This is a genomic window from Bizionia hallyeonensis (assembly GCF_042657385.1).
In the GTDB taxonomy this organism is placed as follows: Bacteria; Bacteroidota; Bacteroidia; order Flavobacteriales; family Flavobacteriaceae; genus Algorimicrobium; species Algorimicrobium hallyeonense.
On record NZ_JBHSLA010000004.1, the window covers coordinates 117,726 to 139,654 of the forward strand.

Genomic DNA, 21,929 nt, shown 5'->3' on the forward strand with positions numbered 1-21,929 from the left:
AGCTGGCTTAACCATGCAAACTTCTACGTATAACAAACGTGTAGAAAAGGAGCGTTTATCAAAAGATGCACCAAATATTCTCATCGTTCTTATTGATGATGTTGGTCCCGCAACACCATCAACGTATGGGGGAGAAATAAATACACCAAATTTAAGTCGTGTGGCCAATATGGGAATTTCTTATAACCGATTTCACTCCACGGCTATGTGCTCTCCAACAAGAGCATCCATACTTACAGGTAGAAATCATACAGCTGTTGGTAATGGCCAAATTGCTGAACTTACCAACGATTGGGATGGATATAGTGGAACAATCCCGAAAACATCTGCCACAATTGCCGAAGTTTTAAAAGCATATGGGTATAATACGTCTGCTTTTGGAAAATGGCATAATACACCTGCCGAATTAACCACATCCAAAGGTCCGTTCGATTATTGGCCTACGGGATATGGGTTTGAGTATTTTTATGGGTTTCTTGCCGGAGAAGCTTCACAATACGAACCTCACATGGTTAGAAATACAGCAGTAGTAAATCATCCACATACTACACAAGGTCACGATTACTACCACCTTACGGAAGATATCACCGAAGATGCCATCAAGTGGTTAAGAGAACAACAGGCTTTTTCGCCTGATAAACCTTTCTTGATGTATTAGGCTCCTGGCGCTGTGCACGGACCTCATCACGTAGCCAAAGAATGGGCAGATAAGTATAAGGGACAATTTGATGATGGTTGGGACGAATACCGTAAGAGAGCCTTTAAAAAACAAAAGGAAATGGGTTGGATTCCACAAGATGCGCAGTTGACCCCGCGTGATAAAACTATGGCGGCTTGGTCTGATATTCCGGAATCTGAAAAACCATTCCAAAGGAGATTAATGGAAGTTATGGCTGGATTTACTGAACATACAGATTATAACGTAGGTTTAATTCTCGATGAAATAGAGCAGCAAGGAAAAATGGACAACACCTTAATTTTCTATATTTGGGGTGATAATGGTTCCTCGGCCGAAGGACAAAACGGAACTATCAGTGAACTCTTGGCACAAAATGGCATTACAACCACTATCCAACAGCACATTGACGCCCTAGAAGACCTTGGTGGCTTGGACGTTTTGGGTTCAGCTAAAACAGACAATATGTATCACGCCGGGTGGGCCTGGGCTGGTTCCACACCTTACAAATCTACAAAATTGGTGGCAGCGCACTTTGGGGGTACGCGTCAACCTATGGCGGTTTCTTGGCCTAAAAAAATTAAACATGACAATACGCCAAGACCACAGTTTCATCACGTAATAGATATAGCTCCAACAATCTTTGAGGCTGTAAATATTGAAGAGCCTAAAGTTGTAAATGGGTTTACACAAGACCCAATTCATGGCGTAAGTATGAATTACACCTTCGCAGATTCTAACGCTGAAGGCACACGTAAAATGCAGTTTTTTGATATTATGGGAAGCCGTGGTCTTTATTACGACGGTTGGTTTGCTTCGGCCTTTGGTATTCGTAATCCATGGGTTCCCGGACTTCCAGCAGGTGCGGCTACTTGGAATCCTGAAGAGGATACCTGGGAGTTATATAATATTAATGAAGATTGGAGTCAGGCTAATGATTTAGCTAAAAAGAATCCTGAAAAATTGGAAGAAATGAAGAGTATGTTTTTAGTAGAATCTGCTAAAAACAAAAACTTACCTATTGGTGGTGGCTTATGGTCTGTAATTTACCATCCAGAAGATGCCCCTGCCACACCATATACAGATTGGACTTTTACGGGCAGAATTGAGCGAATGCCAGAATTTACCGCACCTAAATTAGGTAAATTTGATAATGATGTAAACATGGAAATAACAGTTCCAGAAAATGCAAACGGCGTATTATATGCGCTTGGAGGTTTCTCTGGAGGTTTGTCATGCTACGTAAAAGATGGATATTTATGCTATGAATATAACCTCTTTGAAATTGATAGAACTCAAATTAAATCTAAAACAAAATTACCAATTGGTAAAGTTAAAATAGATGTCGTTTCCAGATTAGCTTCTCCAAAACCCGGTTCTCCAATGAACATAACACTTAAAGTAAATGGAAAAGAAGTTGCAAAAGGAACAGTTCCTATTACAGCACCATTGGTCTTTACTGCAAATGATTGCCTCGATTTTGGAAGCGATTTAGGTTCGCCTGTTTCAATTGATTATTATGATGATGCACCATTTGATTATAATGGAACCATAGGCATTTCAAAAATCTGGTATCTTAAAAAATAGAAAAAATCACCTAACACTTTAATTGTGAAAGTTAAACCAAATAAGCCCTTAATTTTAAGGGCTTATTTGGTTTCTGTCATTACATTTTGAAATAGAATAAACCAGCCCTATTGGTTTAAAATCTAGTCAAGTACGGCTGTCAAAATGCTCATGATTAATTATCAAAAATATGAGCAAACGTTGAAAATAGTAAATGAAAGCGAACGGATGAGCAAAAAGATGAGCATGACTTTAATTGTAAAAAACATATTTACACGAACAAAAAATAGAAAACTAAAATGTACGCTTGGTTTTCGCAGGGTTAAAATATCGATTTGAATGGAAACCATCTCTTACGTGGACAAATAAGAGCATTTTTTAAAGTGGTAACTTCAAGTAATATATAAAATGTGGACAAAAACGTTTTAAAAGATATTGGCTCGCAACATATATTTGAAAAAAGGAGAAACATCAAAAACGCAAATTGCGATAAGGCCTTTTAGCAAAGCATCAGACTAATTTTTTTTCGATAAAAAATCATTAAAATACATGATGTTTTAGACGGCTTGCAGATTTATATAACGAAATATATCCCAAATACTATTTATTGCAACCTAATATAATTATGTTCATAATGCATGGAATAGCAAAATATATTTTAAAATTAATTTGAGTCCATAAACAAATGGATTTTTTTATGTTTTTCATTAACATATATCCAGTTGACACTTATAGATTGGCAAACATTCAAAATTATATATGTCACCAAAGGCTTCACTTCTAAAGCCTTTTTTTAAGAACAATATGCTTAATCCAAAATTATTTTAAAATTTTTGGACTGCACGTGTTTACCTTTTTATTCGTAAAACACAAATAGTAGAGAAATCTTTCTAAAAACTAATGCATCGGGCATAATTAATAATCAGAAAATTTTGAAAAACGAGTTGTTAAACAATAATATAACATAAAATGAAAACCCAAATAAATATGAAAAAAAAATCAAGCTTCTGCGGTCTTTATGAGTATCAATTTTTAAATCTGAAAATTTTTGGAAAGCACGTTAAAAAAATTGCAGTTCCAAATTAGTTAAAAAACTTAATTCTAACCCATAATTACCAATAAGCAACAAGTCCTATCAAGCCCCGATTGATTCTTAAGAAAGATAACTCAAAAGATAAATTTGTATAAATGTGTTTTTTAACCCTTAAAAAAAATGAAAATGAATATTTTAAAAATGAATTTTAAACCCTTATTAACTATGCTATTATTTGGTTTTGTAGCATTAAATTGTAGCAGTGACGACTCCATAGATGAACCACCACAAAACCTGAACCCAACAGTAATTTTAGAGTGTGATGCTTTTCAAAGCAACAATGCTGAAGCTATTTTGGTGTTAGAAAATGTTAACGATGGTGTAGATTATATTATAAACTGCGTGGCATCGGTAGAAATTGATTTATTAATAAAACCAGGCGTAATAATAGAATTCTCTGACGGATCCGGTATGAAAGTTAAAGAAAGTGGCTCTATAAATGCCATGGCCACTTCAAGTAATCCAATTAGATTTTCAGGAACAACCAAAGAAAAAGGCGCATGGAAAGGCATCATGGTTTCTAGTGAAAGTCTGAACAACCGCTTCGAGTTTGTAACTATGGAGTATGCTGGTGCTAGTGGATTAACCAGTAATAGTGAGCCAGCAAGCCTCATTTTAATGACAGACACGTATTTCCGATTGAATCTTGTAACTATTAAGAACAGTTTAAGCAATGGCATTGCTGCAACAGGCTTTGACTATAATGTAGAGATTAATAATACAGTTATAAATAATTGTAATATTCCTTTATATGTAGACACCAATATGGTAAAAGATATTTCTGGAGGCAATTTTACAGGAAACTCAACGGATGTCATTCGTTTAAGTGCAGGTCAGGATGGTTCTATAATAACCTCTCAAACGTGGAAAACATTAAGTGTACCTTATCGTACTGCTGATGATATCGTAATTAAAAACGGCGCAGAATTAACGTTAGAACCAGGTGTTATTTTAGAATTTGAAGATGGCAAAGGGCTTGAACTAGATAAACTTTTTAATGAAAGTAGCGCTTTAATTGCAGTAGGAACTCCAACGAACCCAATTACCTTTACAGGTGTGACAAAAGCGCCAGGCGCTTGGAAAGCACTTGCTATCCATAGGTCTTCCTCTGTTTTAACGCAATTCAATAACGTTCTAATTGAATACGCAGGTGGCGCAGGTGCTGGAGGAGCTATTGAGATGTGGGTAGATCCCGTTTTAACAGTTACAAACACAACATTCAAGGATATTGATGCTTGTGCACTATATAACCGCTATGACCCTACAAATCCAAACCTTAACGAAAGTAATAATACTACAGTAAATGTAAACGGTGATTACATGTGTAATGACTAATTAAATAGCCCTTAAATTGATTTATTTTATATCGCATGAATAGTCTAAAACATGTTTTAAACCACGCCTAAAAAAACACCTTTTTGAAAACAAAGCAAATTACAATGGCTACATTCATAAAGGTGTGCTTTTAGGATAATCACAAAACTCAAAAATTAAAATTTTTATAATTATATAAAACACACAAGTAAATTTCAAAATCTTATTTTTAGTACTAGTATCGAGCCTCGCTTTTACAAACTGTAGTAGCGATGATGATAGTATACAAACAAATCAAGCACCCAACAATTTTAATGTTATTGACGTAGCTAATGATGCTGATTTGCAACTTCAGTTATCCTGGGAAACTGCATCAGATCCAGAGGGCGATGTTGTTTCTTACCAAGTTTTTTTAGATACTCAAAATCCACCCCAAATGGCTATTGCAAATAACTTAAATGTAACGTCTTTTAACACGCAAACAGATTTACAAGCAGAAACCACATATTATTGGATGGTTGTAGCAAAAGATGCTAATGGAAACACCACCCAAAGTAATATAGATGCGTTTACAACCAGAGAGCTAACTACTGGTGAAGCCATATTAGGAAAGTGGTATTTTGAGAGTCAGGCTGGAGCACCGCCAGTAACAGAATGTAAAAAAAATTCATTTATCAATTTTACAAATGACTTATTCTTTCAAATAACCAACTATGACGAAGATACAAACGACAATTGCGTGTTAATGACGAGTGAAAATGGCACCTACCAAGTTATCGATAGATTTCAAATTGAGATAACTGCCAATGGTTATACTCAGTTTTGGGATATCCAATCTATTTCACCAACAGAGTTGGTATTAAACATAAGTGGAACTATAGCAACTTTTATTAAGTAACAATAAAAAATCCGGCCGTTTCAAAAACAGATTTGGAATGGCCATTTTTTTCCATTACGCTAAATTTTGCATGAGGAGATCATAGAAACCATGCTGCAATCATTCAGGTTTGTGAATCTCAAAATGAAAACGTGTATAAAAAACATGGTTTTCATAATGTTTCTAATTTAGGAGATAAATCGTCATGGAGCAAATTGGGTGGTGGCCAACTAGGTGTAGCTTCCAAAGGTTATTTTTTTATGTATCACTATCTGTTTCACCTATAGAGTACAATCCTTTGGATACGAATGCCATGATTGCTAAAACTTCAGAACTAGCAAAATAGATTATTAAAAACATGTAAGCACCTATAATTTTTTTGAGTTTTTAAATTAACTGCCTTCTACTTGTTCAAACAATTGGAGGCAGTTTTGGTCAAAAGTATAATTAAATTATGAAGACTAAAATACAATTAGGTATTGGATACGATAAACTCTTATATATTATTAAATCTTCAAATTCCAAAACTCTAAAGCTTCTTAAAATATGGGTTCTGTTTTTTTAAATTAGACTGTTTTGAAAGTCTTTTCTTCTTTACGGAAACCTTTATTAGTATTATATTCGTTGTTCTAATTGCAATCTAAAAGTGAAACCATATTAAATAAATCCTCAAGCGTTCAAAAATGAAACAGGAAAATTATAAAATACACATTATTGGTGCTGGTGTTAGCGGACTTATAGCAGCCAAAGTTTTAGAAAATGAAGGCTATAGTCCAATTATGTTAGAAGCAACAGATCGTGTTGGCGGACGCGTTAAAACCGATATAGTTGAAAATTACCAGTTAAACCAGGGCTTTCAAGTACTCCTTACCGCCTATCCTGCTGCTCAAAAATATTTAGATTTTGATGCCTTAACCTTGCAGAATTTTATGCCAGGTGCTGCTATTTTTAATCAAGGTAAACAGAATTTGTTAGGCGATCCTTTACGTGATTTATCATTACTCTTTCCTACCTTATTTTCAGGTATTGGTACGTTTTTAGATAAATTGAATATTCTTAAATTGAATACCACCCTAAAAAAAACAACACTTTCCACCATTTTTGAAAAACCTGAAAAAACAACCTATCAGTATTTAGTGGATTTTGGATTTTCAGATAGCATGATAACTAAATTCTTTAAACCTTTCTTTGCTGGCATTTTCCTAGAACCGGAACTAGAAACCTCCAGCAGAATGTTTGAGTTTGTTTATAAAATGTTTGGCGAAGGATTTGCCGCATTGCCAAAAGCAGGTATTGAAGCCATTCCAAAACAGCTAAAAGCGAATTTAAAACAGACGAGCTTTCAATTTAATACAGCCGTAAAATCTGTTGCAAATCATCAAATAATCCTTGAAAATGGCACACATTTAGAAAGCGATTATACCATAATTACAACAGAGCCAAGTCGACTTTTGGAAAACACTACAAAAGGAGAAACCGAATGGAAATCCTGTGACACCCTATATTTTGAAACGACTAGCAGAAATATAAAAAAACCACTCATTGGTTTAATGGCAGATAAAAATGCGCTGATTAATAACATATTTTACCACTCAAGTCTAGAAACAAACATAACAGGCGGTAAAGAATTGTTATCAGTCACTGTAGTCAAGGATCACCAGTTAACACCTGAAGCATTAACAGAACAAGTTGTAAACGAATTAAAAGCTTATGACACCCAAAATTCCTTTCGGTTTATAAAGCACTACGCTATTTCAAAAGCGTTGCCAAAATTGACTAATTTAAGCTATAATTTGAATCCTTCCGAAACGCAATACTCACAGCATATCTATCTGGCTGGAGACGTTCATTTAAACGGATCGTTAAATGCAGCGATGCTTTCAGGCGAAAGTGCAGCTTTGGGAGTCATTGAAGCTATTTCTGAAAAACACGCTTAAAATTTATCTGAATTTTATAAGAAAAAGAAGTCCTTTGCGCCATCATGAATGATTTTGCAAAGGACTGACTAATAGCTTCTTTTAAATTTTTAGGATGCCATTTAATTCTTAATCACTTTTTGAGAAAAGCTATTGGCATTGGTCTGAATTTTTACGATATACATTCCTGTTGATAAATCTGAAACATCAATCGTTTTAACATCACCAGAAACATTCTTAATAACCTTACCTGTAAGATCAACAATTACAAGAGCTTCAATAGTTTCTGTTGTAGAAATATGCAATTCTGATTGTACAGGGTTGGGATACAGACTAAAAGTATTTTCCAAAAACACATCCTCAATAGAAAGCGTAAAGTTACAATCCGTATTAAATCCTGTAAAACCATCTCGTTGCAAGAAATTAGCGTTGGCAAATGCTACATCATCTACTTGTACACAGTTTAAACTTGGGTTATTTCGTGTATCGTATTCAATTATAGCATTGGTATTTCCATTTTTCAAATCTAGTTCTAACAAGTTATTACCTTCAAAAAGAACAATTTCCAATGTTGGATGATTGCTTAAATCTACCAACCCAGTTACGTCATTATTATTTAAATCTAAACGTACTAAATTTAAGTTGTTGGATACATCAATTGTTGTAAATGCGTTGCTATACAAGTTTAAATCGGTTAAATTAGGATTTGCAGAAACATCAATAGTGGAGATTCCAGTACCTCCTGCTGAAAATTCAATAAGTTCCGTTTGTGACGATAAATTTATTGTGCCTATGTTGGCATTTTCATTTAGCATCACCACTTCAAGATTTGGGTTGTTGCTAAAATCAATGGCATTCAAATTATTATTATAAGCATAAAAACGTTCCAAATCTGTACTATTGGATAAATCTAAAGACGCAATGTTATTATTATCCATAGACAGTTCTATCAAGTTAAGAGCACCAACATCAATACTTGTTAAGTTATTTTCGGCAAAAAAAAGACGTTGCAGGTTTGGATTATTACTAATGTCCAAACTGTTTAAATTGTTGTTATAAACATCTATATAATCTAAAGCTGTTAATGTGCTTATATTAATAGTAGATAGATTGTTGTTAGCAAGATTTAGACCTGTTAAGTATTTAAACGCTTGCAATCCATTAGGATCAAAAATACCACGATTACTTAAATCCATAAAGCCAACATTTAGTGCCTCGGATTTTGTGATGTAATTATCCATAACGCCTGAACGGTCAATTCCAAAATCTATCAATGCTTGTTCAAAATTATCATCTGGCACAAACGTTAGGTCTGTTGATGGATTAGCACAATCTGTTTGGTATAATGCTTGGTCGTTTTTACCCCAAACACCATCAGCGCGTTTCAAATAAGCTTGTTCTACATTATCTACTTGTATGCAAAATAAGTTTGAATTATCGAATACAAAAAATTCATTTAAAATAGCGTTATTTCCATTAGCCAAGTTTAAATCAGATAAATTATTTCTATCTAAACTTAATACTTCTAAATTAGGACTATTGCTAACATCAACAGAAACCAACTCACAATCGTAGGCATAAAAACGTTCCAAATTTGTGCTATTTGCCAAATCTACTGATGCAATAGGATTTTCATGGATAAAAAAGTCTCGTAAATTAAGTTGGCTCACATCAATGCTAGATATGTTGTTTAGTCCCAAGTAAAGCTCTGACACTTCCGGGTTGTTGTCTACGTTTAAACTGCTTAAATTATTATCATATACATCTAAATATACCAAACGGCTCATAGCACTTACATCCATAGATGATAAATTATTTACAGCAATATTTAACCCTGTTAGGTGCTTAAAAGATTGTAAACCTGTAGCATCATTAATTCCACGTCCATTCAAATCTAAAAAAGTAGTATTTAAGGCTTCTGAAAGCGTGATGGTATCATCTAGAATTCCTGATCTGTCAATACCATAATCTATAAGCGCTTGCTCCAAATTATCATCTGGAACGGAAATCGTTAAAACGCCTGGGTTATTACAATCGGTTTCATACAAAACCACATCATCTTTAAACCATAATTCACTGGCTTGTTTATTATAAGCTACCTGCAGATCATCCACTTGAATACAAGATAAACTAGGATTATTTCCAGAGAAAAACGTGTTTATTGCAGCATTGTTACCGTTGGCTAAATTTAAAGCTATTAAATCATTATCACTAACATTTACAACGGTTAAGGCAGGATTCCCACTTAAATCCACAGTTTCCAAATTATTAACATAGGCATTTAAAATGCGTAGAACTGAATTATTAGAAACATCTAAAGCTGTAAAAGTGTTTAATCCAATATTTAACAAGTCTAATTGCGCATTGGCGCTTAAATCAATTGAAGTCAATTCATTTTCTTCTACATACAAAGTCGTTAATACGGGTGAACCAGAAACATCAATAGACGTTAACTTAAAACCTGGTTGCTGATTTTGTATTGCAAATTCAACCAAGTTTGGTAAATCTGAAGTACTAAAAGTTGTGAACCTATTTAAACCCAAATATAAAGTTGTTATGGCTGGATTATTAGAAAAATCTATAGCTGAAAAATTATTATCATATAGACTCAATACTTGTAAATCAGGATTTTGAGATAAATCTAAATTCGAAGAATTTGTTCCAGCCATATACAATGCATCTAATTGCGGATTGCTAGACACATTAACATTGGATACATTGGAATTTGTAATATCTATACTTTCTAAATTAGGCATATTAGATAAATCTAAAAATGATGCCGGTGCATTTGCCAAATTAAGGGAAACAAGAGCACTTGGATTTGAAAACGTAATCGTGGCAATATCCGTATTATCAGAAAACAGCAATGTTAAATTAAAGTTTTGAGATAAATCTAGAGCAACTAACGGATTATTTTGCGATACCAATATATTTAAAGCCGCATTACTGCTCAAATCAACTGTTGTTACAGAATTATCTGAAAATCGTAAATCGGTAACATTAATGAAGGCTTCAACACCTTCTAAAGATGAAATATTACTGTTATTAACATATAAGGTGGTAGCGAGTTCGGCATCACTATTTAAAATGTTGCCATTTAAACCATTGGTGTCATAACCAAGAGTTATAAGCGCTTGCTCAAAATTAGGATCTGGAATGGGAGTTGTTTGCCCATGCATCCACATACTGGAAACTGCAAATAATACAAGTAAATTTGTTTTCATAATTAATAGATTTAGTTAAAAATAAATTTGAACTATCTATCCTATTAAATGAATCAATAAGGTCAATAAATAGGTTAAACAGTTTGGAATACAAAGATATGTTTCAATAGTACGTAAGAAAATACCTAATTATTGGTATTTTTTTTCATATATTTATGTGCTATAAATACCCAACTCTATAAAAATTTCCGCCTATTGTTTCAAAAAATTTTCCGCTTTATAATATTTTTTCTTGTAACTAGTTCTGCCCTAGGGCAAATTAACTTTACAGTAGACACCCTAAAAGTTAGGCAAATAGGTCAAGAAGACGGATTAATGCAACTCAATGTAAAAGCGATAGCTAAAGATAATTTAGATTATCTGTGGTTGGCTACAGAAGATGGTTTACATCGTTACAACAGTAAGAATTTTAAAGTCTATATCAACAATCCTTTAGATTCCTTGAGTATACCTGAAGATCATGCTAGGGATTTGCATATCGTAAATGACACGCTGTTTATAGCCTCTAATTCTAAAGGTGTTTTCGGATTAAAATTGGCAACAGACACATTTATCAATCCTTCCAAAAATTCAGAACTTCCCCATACCAATACGTCCTATAAAATACTACCGCCTGGAAAATCGTCCTTGTTATTCGCCTTGCGAAATGCATTCATACTATTCAATAGGCATACTAAAACACAAAAAACAATTCCATTACCTAAAGGAAATCTTGAAAATTACGTTCAAGACGTCTATCCGTTAGATACCGAAAATTACATATTGGCAACCACAGCTTCTGGGCTTTTGAATTTTAACATTAAAACGGGCAATATTAATAACTACAGAATGTTAGATAACACTTCTCATAATGCTATTTATTGGGAAGAAAACTACATGTATATTGGAACAGATGAGGGATTTTATAGTTTAAATTTAAAAACTAATCAAGTAACCACAATTTTTGAAAATGACGGTGTTAATTGTTTCTATTTGGGAAATCCTGGCCGTATTTTAATTGGTGCCGACACAGGTTCTTATGCCTACAATATGCAGTTCAATCAATTAACTAAACAGATATTTATTGGACAAAACAATAGCAGTTTCACACCCATAGAAATAAATGATATACAAGGTGATGGTGCTGGTAATCTGTGGTTTGCAACGGATGGTGAAGGCTTATTGCATTATAACGCCTATCGCGAAAAATTTAAAACACTCAAATTAAAAGTTCCAGGTTATTCTGCATCTAAAAAGATTAGCACCTTTCAATTTCTGCCGTACCAAGACGCTACCTTATTTATTGGTAGCACCATAGGCTTAATTAAATATGATTTTAAAACTGAAAAATTCCAACAATATCCAAACCATAAAAGCGAATTAATATATACCATAACCGAAGACCACAATGGCATTATTTGGGCTGGAGGCTTTACAACAGGTCTTTTAAAATACAATCCTAAAACCGATAAATTTATAGAAATAAAGAGCTCAGAAAATAATATCTCGGATAGAGATGTCATTCAAATCACACCACGCTCCAAAACCGAATTGTTAGTTGCTACGTGGTCTGGTGGTCTTTATACCTACAATATAATAACCAATAGGTTTACCGAGTTTTTGGTTAATGGAAAACCTTTAAACCGAGCACGTACGTCCTTTGTAGATTCTAAAGCTAATTTGTGGTTAGGAACAGATGAAGGCGTTTTTATGCTCCATGAAAAAGGAGACGTACAGACCTTTACCTCAACATCAGAAAATCCCAAAAATATGAGTAGTAATCGTATTTTTGGAATCGCCGAAGATTCTAAAGGCAATATGTGGTTCGGCACCAGCGTAGGCTTAACAAAATTAGATGTAAACACACAAAAAACAACCATTTACTACAAGCAGAAAGGCCTTCCTAACGATTTTATTTACACTGTTTTGGTGGATGATAAAGATCATATTTGGGTCAGTACCAATTACGGCATCTCTGTGTTAAATGTAGAAAACGATACATTCACCAATTACACACAAAATGATGGCTTGCAGAATAATGAATTCAATGGAAAAGCAGGATTTAAAGATGCCGATGGTACATTTTATTTTGGTGGTATTGATGGTATCAATATATTTCAACCTAATAGCATAAAAATAAGTCCACACCTTCCAAAAGCACATATTGAGTCTGTTGAATTGTTTAATAAAAAAATAAATAGAAACGAACTGTTTTCTAACAAACTAGAATTTAATAGTGATGAGAATGTATTAACTTTTAATTATGTATCAGTTAATTACTTAAATTCAGACAAAGTAGATTATGCCTATTATATGGAAGGTTTTGATGAATCTTGGCGTCCCATCACAAAAGATAAAAATATTACCTATACCAACCTAAATCCAGGCTCTTATACGTTTAAAGTGAAGGCCACCAACTCCAATGGCGTTTGGAGTCCTCATGAAGATACCATGCAGCTCATTATAATTCCACCATGGTATCAAACCAATCTTTTTAGAATACTATTTATACTACTCCTGATAGCCAGTGGTTTCGGTTTTTATTATTACAAAACCTATCGCTTAAAAGTGGAAAAACGTGAATTAGAAAGCTTGATAACAGAGCGTACTAAAGAAGTACAAGGAAAAAATGACCAACTCAATACCGCTTATGACGTTTCCGTAATGCAAAAGGAAAACATCAAATTCCTGATGCGAGAATTGCAGCATCGCGTAAAAAACAATTTGCAAATTGTATCTAGCTTATTAAACATTCAATCTGAACATATAAATAATATTATTGCTTATGATGCTTTAAAAGTGGCCAAAAATAGAATTTTAGCCATTGCTTATGTGGAAGATGCTTTAAAAATAGATTCCAAACATGTTAACATTAAAACATTTATCACCAATTTGTGCAATAGCATCTTACAAGCGCTAGGCGAATCGCATGAGCTGAAATTTAAAGTAATCTATCAAATAGAAAATTTTCAAGTAAACAATTTGAATACAACAGTCTTCGGGTTGATATTAAATGAATTATTAACCAACATCTCCAAACATGCTTTTACTGATTTAAATGAGGCTAATGTAGTAATCATATCCTGTTCAAAAGAAAATAACCAACTCACGTTATTAATTAAAGATAACGGAAAGGGCTATTCTGAAAATGAGGTATTAACAAACGCTCTGGGTTTGGAGCTGGTTCGAGATATGGTTTCACAAATGAACGGAACATTGGAAATTGCAAGTCATGACGGAACGGTTAATACGATAACCATTCCACTTGAAAATGAAAATAATTAATACAAAAATATATGTTACAGATACTACTTATTGAGGACGAATTGATAATTACCAAAGATTTGCAAGTGTCTCTTCAAAAAAACCAATTCGCAAGATTAGATGCAGCAAGGAATTATGAAACGGCTATGGCATTATTTTTAAAGAATGACTATGATTTAGTCATTTCAGATATTAATTTAAAAACTGATATGGATGGTATTGCTATTATCGAAAAATTTAGTGAAGTTAAGGTCATTCCTGTGGTATATTTAACCGCCTATTCCGATGCAGACATTGTAGAACGCGCTAAAAAAACGATGCCCTTTGCGTATATCTTAAAACCGTTTAACCTGAATCAGCTTAAATTAACCATCAATTTGGCATTATTGAATTTTAAAAAACACCAAGATAATTTAGAACCATCAGACGAAAATGCCGCCTTAGTAAAAACACTAACCAAGCGTGAAAAGGAAATTTTGGTCGTCCTAGCCTCGGGGAAATTAAGTAAAGAAATAGCCGCTACCCTAAATATTTCGGTGCTAACCGTTGAAAAACACAAACAAAACATCAGAAAAAAACTGAACCTGGTAACCATTGGCGAGTTAATTAATTTTGCATTAACCTCTAGGTTGTATGTGTTGAGTGATTAATTCCGAACCCACGAAGAATTTAACTAATAAAGCATTATAACTTTATTGTAGGATTTCGTCAGATGAAATCAACAGGTTTTTTTTAAATTGTTAAAGTCCTGCTGAAATTAAGAATGGAAGGCATGTTTGCTTATAATATGAGTATATTTAGAACCTGAAATTTATAGCAATGACCCAATTCAAAAAACATAAAACAAGCCTAAATACTACAACGATGAAAGTGACCAAAGCCTTTATTATAGTAGCTACTGCACTAGTATTCGTGAGTTGTAAAACAATGCAAACGGCGAATGAATCGACTATTGAAACATCAATCTTCGAGAAATTAGCAAGCCTGAAAAATGTGGTGCGTATTGAAAAAAGAGAAGCCGTTAATCATTTTGATGAAAACTATGAAATTTGGTTTCAACAGCCCATAGATCATAATGATTTAACCAAAGGCACTTTTAAGCAACGTGTTTTTTTAGGTTTCGAAAATATTAACAAACCCGTAATTGTTGAGCTTCGCGGTTATGGTATTGGTTCTGAAAAAGCTGGGGAACTCGCCAATCATTATCAAGCCAATCAGTTAACTATAGAGCATCGCTATTTTAATGATTCACGTCCTGAAAACATTGACTGGAATACTTTAACCGTTGAAAATGCGGCAAAAGATCAGAATTTTATTATTAATGAAATTAAAAATGTGCTCTATCCCGACGCGAAGTTTGTTACGACAGGAATCTCTAAAGGCTGCCAAACGACTATGGCACACAGAACGTATTTTCCAAATACGGTAGATGCCAGTGTCTGTTATGTGGGACCTTTAAATTACCAACGTGAAGATCCAAGAGTATATTCATTTCTAAAAAGTGTTGGCACTAAAGACGATCGTGAGAAAATTAAGGCCTTTCAAAATTTATGTTTTGAAAATAGACAGGCGCTGTTAGAAATGATGAAAAAAGTGGGTCAAGAAAAAGGATTATCTTGGGAATTTGGGGTTGAAAACGCCATAGATTACACAATTTTAGAATATTCATTCGCCTTTTGGCAATGGGGAACATCAGTTGATAGTATTCCATCTGGAGATGTTAAAGTGGAAGAACTATACAAGCATTTAATAGATGTGGTTGGTTATGGCTTTTTTGAAGAACAATCCGTGGCTAGTTTACAACCTTATTTTTGGGCGGCACTAACCGAACAAGGCATTTACGGATATGAAACGGCACCATTTAAAACGTATTTAAACACCGAAGAAATTTATAAATTCGATTGGGCATTTCCAGAAGGCATTAGCAAAACATATAATTTAAAACCGATGCAGGATATTAAAACCTTTTTAGATACCACCGCCCAAGATATGTTGTTTATTTATGGTGAATACGATTCTTGGAGTGCAACGGCCGTAGAGCTTACTGAAGACGCTTCAAAAAGAGCCGTTTATAAATATATAAATCCTAAAGGAAGTCATACCACAAGAATCAATAGCTTTAAGCCAGAAACGAAACAAGAAATTTACACCATTATAGATCATTGGTTAGCTGAATAGCCTTCACGTTCGCGATGGATACAAACTATGCCGCCTCCCGAAAAGAAGGCGAACTAGAAGTTTGATTATTTGTATATAAAATGGAAATCTAATGGTTTATTACTAAACAATTAAATTAATAACCAAAAGGGTTGTCTATGCTGTGTATAGGTTGAGTAAACCATTTTGGTCCCGATTTCGTCATATAAACATGGTCTTCATGACGGATTCCAAAAGTATCTGGAACACAAATCATAGGTTCGATACTAAATGTCATGCCTGGCTCTAAAACCGTGAGATCATTTTTAACAATGTATGGCCATTCGTGAATGCCTAAACCAATGCCATGACCTGTTCTATGTGGTAATCCCGGTAATTTATAATCAGGGCCTAAACCATGTTTTTCTAAAGCAATGCGAGCTGCTTTATCAATATCTGCACAGGTATTCCCTAGTTGAGACGCTTTAAAAGCCGCTAATTGGGTTTCTTTCTCAATATTCCAAATACGGGTTTGCTCCTCATTAGCAGTTCCAAAAACATAGGTTCTGGTAATATCTGAAAGATAATCATGAAGCATACAACCGGTATCAATCAATACCATGTCATTTTCTGCTAAATCTTTAGGCGCTTTTACGCCATGGGGAAAGGAGGAATCGACACCAAACAACACGATACAAAAATATGAACCTGTTGGAATGCCGTGCTTTTTATGAGCTTCATGAATAAAATCTGTAACCTCTTTTGCCGAAATCCCCACGCGTAAAATTCGAGCTGTCGCTTTTTGAACCTCCAGCGTAATATCCATAGCATGTTGCATAATTGCAATTTCTGTTTCAGACTTTACCATTCTACACCCAGCCGTAATGGATTTTGCGTTGATTAAATTATAAGCGTTTTGCACATTTTTAATGCCATCAATTACAAAAAAGGGTGTGGATTCATCCATCGCAATTTTACCTGCTTCTACCCCATTATTTTTCAGGATGTCTACAAATAGTTTGTAAGGCGATTCATGCTCTATCCAACATGCAATAGTGCCGTCAATCAACATAAAATCTAATATGGTTCCTTTTTCAAATTCAGGCGCTATATAAATAAGGGTTCCATTTGGAAATAATAAAGCACCTACCATGCGCTCACTAGCACTCCATTTCATGCCTGTAAAATAAAATAAATTGGTCCCAGCATTCAAGTACATCGCTGGTATATTTTGATCTTGCATTAACTGACACGCCTTGTCAATACGCTGTTGAAATTCTTCTTTTTCTATGGGCTTAATTAAATGTGCTGTTGGTTTAATAGCGTTTAACTCTGCTTCTATTGTTGATCCTCCTATTCCTATCATCTTATTTATTATTTGGTCATTAATGCTTCAATATCACTAATCTCGATTGGCATTTTTTCTGTTAAATTTATAGTTCCATTTTCTGTAATGAGATAATCATTCTCTAACCTGCAACCAATACCTTCTTCAGGAATATAAATCCCAGGTTCGCAAGTGAGTACCATTCCCGCTTCTAAAGGTCGTGAATACAGCCCAACATCATGCACGTCTAATCCAATATGGTGTGCCGTACCATGCATAAAATATTTTTTATACAAGGGTTTTTCTGGGTCCTGATTTGCAACCTCATCAACGTTTAATAACCCTAAAGCTATCAATTCAGTTTCCACCAATCGCGCCATTTGAGTTTCGTAATCTGAAGGTAAAACACCTGGCTTTAATAGTTTACTCCCTTCTTTTAAACACTTTAAAACAGCCGAATAAACCTCTTTTTGTCTTGCTGAAAACTTACCGTTTACCGGAAAACAACGGGTTGTATCACTATTATAATTGGCATAGCACACGCCAAAATCTAATAATATCATATCGCCAGATTTACATAAGGCATCGTTTGCATTATAATGCAAAGCACAGGCATTTTTTCCTGAAGCCACAATGGGTTTAAAGGCATGTCGGGTTGCGCCCGATTGAATTAAATTATAGGATAATTCAGCTTCCAATTCGTATTCCTTGATGTCTGGTTTGCACGCTTTTAAAACGCGCATAAAACTAACAACGCTAATAGCTGCAGCCTTCTTAATTTGAAGAATTTCTTCTTCATGTTTTATGGGGCGTAACGCTCTTGTTATTTTTGCAGCGCGATAATAATCATGCAAAGGATATTTTTCTTTACACCATTTAATCATTCTGTCTTGTTGCGTTTCTTGGTCCTTGGTAACTCGTTTTAAATGTTCATTATGTCCTAGATAAAACCCATCGGCTTCAAAAGACATGTATTGTAAGGTCATTTCAAAATCATGAATCCACTCAACACGTTCAATTCCTGAAATTTCTATGGCTTGTTCTTTGGTGAGTTTTTCACCATCCCAAACTTTTATCTGTTCATTGGTTTCCTTGATAAATAGAATGGCTTTATTTTCTTTTTTGTAGGCATCCGGATAAAGCACTAATATCGTATCTTCTTGATCAATTCCAGAGAGATAAAATAAATCATTGTTTTGCGTAAAACCCATAACATCGTCGGCATTGTTATGTTTTACATCGTTAGATGTTAAAATAGCAATGGTGTTAGGTTGCATTTTAGAAATAAAGTTCGTTCTGTTTTTTTTGAATAAGGTATTTGGAATGGAGTCGTATCTCATATTGAAATTTTGTGTAAATATAACGTAGCTGTAAAATGGATAAAATCGAAAGTAATCCTTTTATTTGAAAATAGCAATCCGTTGCGCTGGTATTGATACTGAAATTAGGCGCTCACCTCCAACTTTTATAGTCGTGTAATGCGTTGCTGTGAATTAAGCTTTTCACGAAAATATGCGTAGGTTTTTATATAAAAAAGCTGACTAAAATATAAGTTTTAGTCAGCCTTTTTTCATTATTTAAGAATTAACCGTCGTGATTAGTATGATCTTCCGCTTTCATGTCACCAGATTGGTTCATTTCCATATCATGGTCATATTTACAACAGCCTGGTAAATTTTCGTAAGCATCTAAATCACCTGTTGCTTTTTCCGTATCGTAACCCGATGCTGCAATGGCGTTATGAATGGCCATTTCGTTTGTTTTTTCATCATCAAAAGTCACATCGATTTTCTTTTTATCAACGTCCCAATTGGCGCTAGACACACCTTCCACACCATTCGCGGCTTTTTCAATAGTGGATTTACACATTCCACAATTACCTCTTACACCAAAAGAAACCTCTGCCATAGCTAGTTCTTGTGATACTTCGGTTGTTGTTTCTGTTTCTTGTTTCGCTTCGTTTTTACAACTTGTGAAACCTATAGCTGCTAATAGCGCTACACCTAAAATTACGTGTTTGTTTGAAAAATTCATAGTTTAAAATTTAATTATTAATTATTGTGTTTACTTATTCTATTACCTGTTTTACGTCGCCACAAGTAAGCATAGCGTCTCCAAAATACGGATTGAAAACGGTTTCTTCCTTACTTAACCAATAAGCGCCTTTATTATTATCTACCATCGGACAGTATTGATGATACACTTTTTCATTAATACCAAAGACTTCAATAGCATTGGTTAATTGCCTTGATAGGCTTTTAAAATTAGTTCTTTGAACTTTAATATCTGTCGTTTTGGAAATGGCTATGGCTGCCGCTTTTATGTCGGTTTCTAAAGCCATCCAATGGTTATGAACATCATTATTTTTTAGAAGTTTCATATCCACTTTAGCTGTATTTTCTATAAGTTCTTTTGATTTGCTTTGTACCTTTTTGGAATCATCTTCAACTAAAGCATCTTTTAATTGGATATAGTCATTAAAAACGGTTTTTAATTGATTTTGAAATGCTTTTGGTACGTTGACCCTTTCATTCAAATTGAAAGGCGCTTTAGTTTCAATTGAAGCTGTTTCTTCCATATTTTGATGTGCTTCGTGACCTGACGCTTTATTCATCATGGATTTTTTCCCTTGTAATTGTGCTGCGGCATCTATGGTAAATGTGCCGTTGGTTACGATTTCGTTTCCAGCAAATAGGCCTTCTAAAACTTGGTAGTTATCACCTATCTTAGTACCTAAAGTAATGTTACGCATTTCAAAAATGGGTTGATTAGGATCGGTTTTTAAATATACCACAGAGCGTTCACCTGTCCACATAACCGCTGAAGCTGGAATGGTTAAAACCTCATCTTTAGTTGAAGTAACACCCTTAATTTGCCCTTCAACAAACATACCTGGTTTAAAGATATTCTCTTTATTATTTAAAACCGCTCTTAATTTTACAGTCCGTGTTTGGGTATTTAAAATCGGGTTTATAAAATCGACTTTCGCCTTAATGTCTTCATTGGTATTAGCATTTGTTGTTATAGAAATCTCCTGACCTTTTTTAAATAAATCAATTTGATTCTCATACACATCAAAACTTGCCCAAACCGTATTGAGATTGGCTATTTTAAGTAATGGCTGACCTAGTTTAACATAGTCGCCTTGTTCAACCAGTTTGTCTGAAACCGTACCAGAAACGGTTGCATACACAGGAAAATTTTCTTGTACGTTTCCCGATGTTTCAATTTGATTGATTTGGTTTTCAGACAATTTCCATAACTTCAATTTATTACGAACCGCTTTGTATAAAGCAGGTTGCGACTCTTTTAAAGACGAGGCTGTAATGAGTTCCTGTTGTGCGGCATACAGTTCTGGCGAGTAAATAGTTGCTAATAACTGACCCTTACGAACTTCTTCGCCTGTAGAATTCACGTTCAAGCGTTCTAACCGTCCTGAAAAATAACTGACTTGTACGGCATTTGCCTCTTCATTTTCCACAATTTTTCCAGATAATTTGATGGTATTACCTTCTGTTTGCCCACTTCCAACAATAGAGGTTTGAATGTTTGCCAAAGCCATGGCGTTTTCGGTGAGCTTGAACTGATCGGCTAACAAACCATCTGCACCAGCTTCTGCAGGAATTAAATCCATGCCACAAATAGGACAATCGCCAGGTTCGGGTTGCATAATTTGTGGATGCATAGAACAGGTCCACATTTGATTGGTTTCCGCGACTTGGTTATGATTGTGTTCACGCTTTGTATTGGATGAATTACCGAAAATTAACCAACCTAAAAGTAATCCTACTCCTAAAATTGCGATGTAAATGCTATATTTTTTCATACTTTATTCTTTTTGACCAAGACCTAACAGGTTTTTGAAACCTGTTAGGTCTGGATTAGGATTGTAATTATTTTTCATTTTCCAAACGCTTAATCATTGCCTTCATTTCTTCAATTTCTTTTCGCTGTGCTTCAATAATATCCTCTGCTAACTTTTTGACTTCTGGGTCTTTGATATCTGCGCGTTCACTTGTTAAAATCGCAATGGAATGATGTGGAATCATACCTTTCATCCATAACACATCGCCAACGGTTGATTTTTGGTCACGTACCAAACCTAAAGCACCAAGAAAAAGGACGATGCTACCAATGATTATTCCCAGATTTTTCTTTTTATCCTTATACATAGTCTTCATAAAGAAGAACATAATTAAGGCCATGGCTGCAATGCCTAAACAGACCATATAAAATCTGGTTAAACTGAACCAGACATGGTCAAACTCATAAGTGTTTAAGTACATGGTAATATACATGGCTATAAATGAGCAAACCAACATTAGAAAGAATTTTGTGTAATTGTTCATTCCGTTTTTGCTTGTATCTTCTTGTGTATTCATGATTTTAAGTTTTTAAATTAATAGTCGTTTAAATTTTTGTTGTTCTTTAATAGTCCATAATCGTTATCGGAATTTTGAAACCTAACAGTCCTCGATAGCTATCGGGATTAAAACCTGTTAGGTTTGGTTTCGCGCTAAATTTATACTTTAGAGAACTCATCGTTTTCATTTTAAT

At 34.3% G+C, this 21,929-nt stretch carries 12 protein-coding genes and 1 pseudogene; 7 read left to right on the forward strand and 6 right to left on the reverse strand.

Annotated elements, in window-relative coordinates; all coding sequences use genetic code 11:
- Positions 1-13: 13 nt before the first annotated feature.
- The 4 genes and pseudogenes from ACFPH8_RS11105 (at position 14) to ACFPH8_RS11120 (ending at position 7,463) form a co-directional block, all read left to right on the forward strand.
- A pseudogene (locus ACFPH8_RS11105) lies at positions 14-2,263 on the forward strand (arylsulfatase).
- A gap of 1,198 nt (positions 2,264-3,461) precedes the next feature.
- Complete coding sequence (locus ACFPH8_RS11110) at positions 3,462-4,670, forward strand: hypothetical protein (protein WP_376860960.1); 1,209 nt, start codon at positions 3,462-3,464, stop codon at positions 4,668-4,670.
- A 262-nt stretch (positions 4,671-4,932) separates the two neighbouring features.
- Positions 4,933-5,547 carry a lipocalin family protein gene (locus ACFPH8_RS11115; RefSeq protein WP_376861222.1) on the forward strand — a complete coding sequence of 205 codons (615 nt, stop codon included), beginning with the start codon at positions 4,933-4,935 and terminating at the stop codon, positions 5,545-5,547.
- A gap of 662 nt (positions 5,548-6,209) precedes the next feature.
- Entirely contained in the window at positions 6,210-7,463 is a 1,254-nt protein-coding gene (locus ACFPH8_RS11120; protein ID WP_376860962.1) for an FAD-dependent oxidoreductase, read from the forward strand.
- A gap of 101 nt (positions 7,464-7,564) precedes the next feature.
- Here ACFPH8_RS11120 and ACFPH8_RS11125 read toward each other — a convergent pair whose 3' ends face one another.
- Complete coding sequence (locus tag ACFPH8_RS11125) at positions 7,565-10,666, reverse strand: T9SS type A sorting domain-containing protein (protein ID WP_376860964.1); 3,102 nt, start codon at positions 10,664-10,666, stop codon at positions 7,565-7,567.
- 195 nt (positions 10,667-10,861) lie between these two features.
- On the opposite strand from ACFPH8_RS11125, the gene ACFPH8_RS11130 reads away from it, so the two are divergent.
- The 3 genes from ACFPH8_RS11130 (at position 10,862) to ACFPH8_RS11140 (ending at position 16,087) form a co-directional block, all read left to right on the forward strand.
- Positions 10,862-13,930, forward strand: a complete 3,069-nt coding sequence (locus ACFPH8_RS11130) for a ligand-binding sensor domain-containing protein (protein WP_376860966.1) — start codon at positions 10,862-10,864, stop codon at positions 13,928-13,930.
- Positions 13,931-13,941: 11 nt separating this feature from the next.
- Positions 13,942-14,559 carry a response regulator gene (locus tag ACFPH8_RS11135; protein WP_376860968.1) on the forward strand — a complete coding sequence of 206 codons (618 nt, stop codon included), beginning with the start codon at positions 13,942-13,944 and terminating at the stop codon, positions 14,557-14,559.
- A gap of 169 nt (positions 14,560-14,728) precedes the next feature.
- Entirely contained in the window at positions 14,729-16,087 is a 1,359-nt protein-coding gene (locus tag ACFPH8_RS11140) for a S28 family serine protease (protein WP_376860970.1), read from the forward strand.
- 115 nt (positions 16,088-16,202) lie between these two features.
- On the opposite strand, the gene ACFPH8_RS11145 is transcribed toward ACFPH8_RS11140, so the two are convergent.
- From ACFPH8_RS11145 to ACFPH8_RS11165, 5 genes are all read right to left on the reverse strand, one after another.
- Entirely contained in the window at positions 16,203-17,411 is a 1,209-nt protein-coding gene (locus tag ACFPH8_RS11145) for a M24 family metallopeptidase (protein WP_376860972.1), read from the reverse strand.
- An 8-nt stretch (positions 17,412-17,419) separates the two neighbouring features.
- Positions 17,420-18,712, reverse strand: a complete 1,293-nt coding sequence (locus tag ACFPH8_RS11150) for an aminopeptidase P family protein (RefSeq protein ID WP_376860974.1) — start codon at positions 18,710-18,712, stop codon at positions 17,420-17,422.
- A 244-nt stretch (positions 18,713-18,956) separates the two neighbouring features.
- Positions 18,957-19,406: a heavy-metal-associated domain-containing protein gene (locus tag ACFPH8_RS11155; protein ID WP_376860976.1), complete on the reverse strand. Its 450-nt coding sequence runs from the start codon at positions 19,404-19,406 to the stop codon at positions 18,957-18,959.
- Between the two features lie 34 nt (positions 19,407-19,440).
- Positions 19,441-21,198 (reverse strand): efflux RND transporter periplasmic adaptor subunit, encoded by a 1,758-nt coding sequence (locus ACFPH8_RS11160; RefSeq protein WP_376860978.1) that lies wholly within the window; start codon positions 21,196-21,198, stop codon positions 19,441-19,443.
- Positions 21,199-21,265: 67 nt separating this feature from the next.
- The gene (locus ACFPH8_RS11165; RefSeq protein WP_376860980.1) at positions 21,266-21,754 is read right to left on the reverse strand and encodes a DUF305 domain-containing protein; all 489 of its coding nucleotides are present in this window, start codon (positions 21,752-21,754) and stop codon (positions 21,266-21,268) included.
- Positions 21,755-21,929: the final 175 nt, after the last annotated feature.

Bases quoted from the DNA above. Each gene is read 5' to 3' on its own strand.
- ACFPH8_RS11110 (WP_376860960.1), top strand. From the start codon at position 3,462: ATGAATATTTTAAAAATGAATTTTAAACCCTTATTAACTATGCTATTA.
- ACFPH8_RS11120 (WP_376860962.1), top strand. From the start codon at position 6,210: ATGAAACAGGAAAATTATAAAATACACATTATTGGTGCTGGTGTTAGC.
- ACFPH8_RS11125 (WP_376860964.1), bottom strand. From the start codon at position 10,666: ATGAAAACAAATTTACTTGTATTATTTGCAGTTTCCAGTATGTGGATG.
- ACFPH8_RS11135 (WP_376860968.1), top strand. From the start codon at position 13,942: ATGTTACAGATACTACTTATTGAGGACGAATTGATAATTACCAAAGAT.
- ACFPH8_RS11140 (WP_376860970.1), top strand. From the start codon at position 14,729: ATGACCCAATTCAAAAAACATAAAACAAGCCTAAATACTACAACGATG.
- ACFPH8_RS11145 (WP_376860972.1), bottom strand. From the start codon at position 17,411: ATGATAGGAATAGGAGGATCAACAATAGAAGCAGAGTTAAACGCTATT.
- ACFPH8_RS11150 (WP_376860974.1), bottom strand. From the start codon at position 18,712: ATGAGATACGACTCCATTCCAAATACCTTATTCAAAAAAAACAGAACG.
- ACFPH8_RS11155 (WP_376860976.1), bottom strand. From the start codon at position 19,406: ATGAATTTTTCAAACAAACACGTAATTTTAGGTGTAGCGCTATTAGCA.
- ACFPH8_RS11160 (WP_376860978.1), bottom strand. From the start codon at position 21,198: ATGAAAAAATATAGCATTTACATCGCAATTTTAGGAGTAGGATTACTT.
- ACFPH8_RS11165 (WP_376860980.1), bottom strand. From the start codon at position 21,754: ATGAATACACAAGAAGATACAAGCAAAAACGGAATGAACAATTACACA.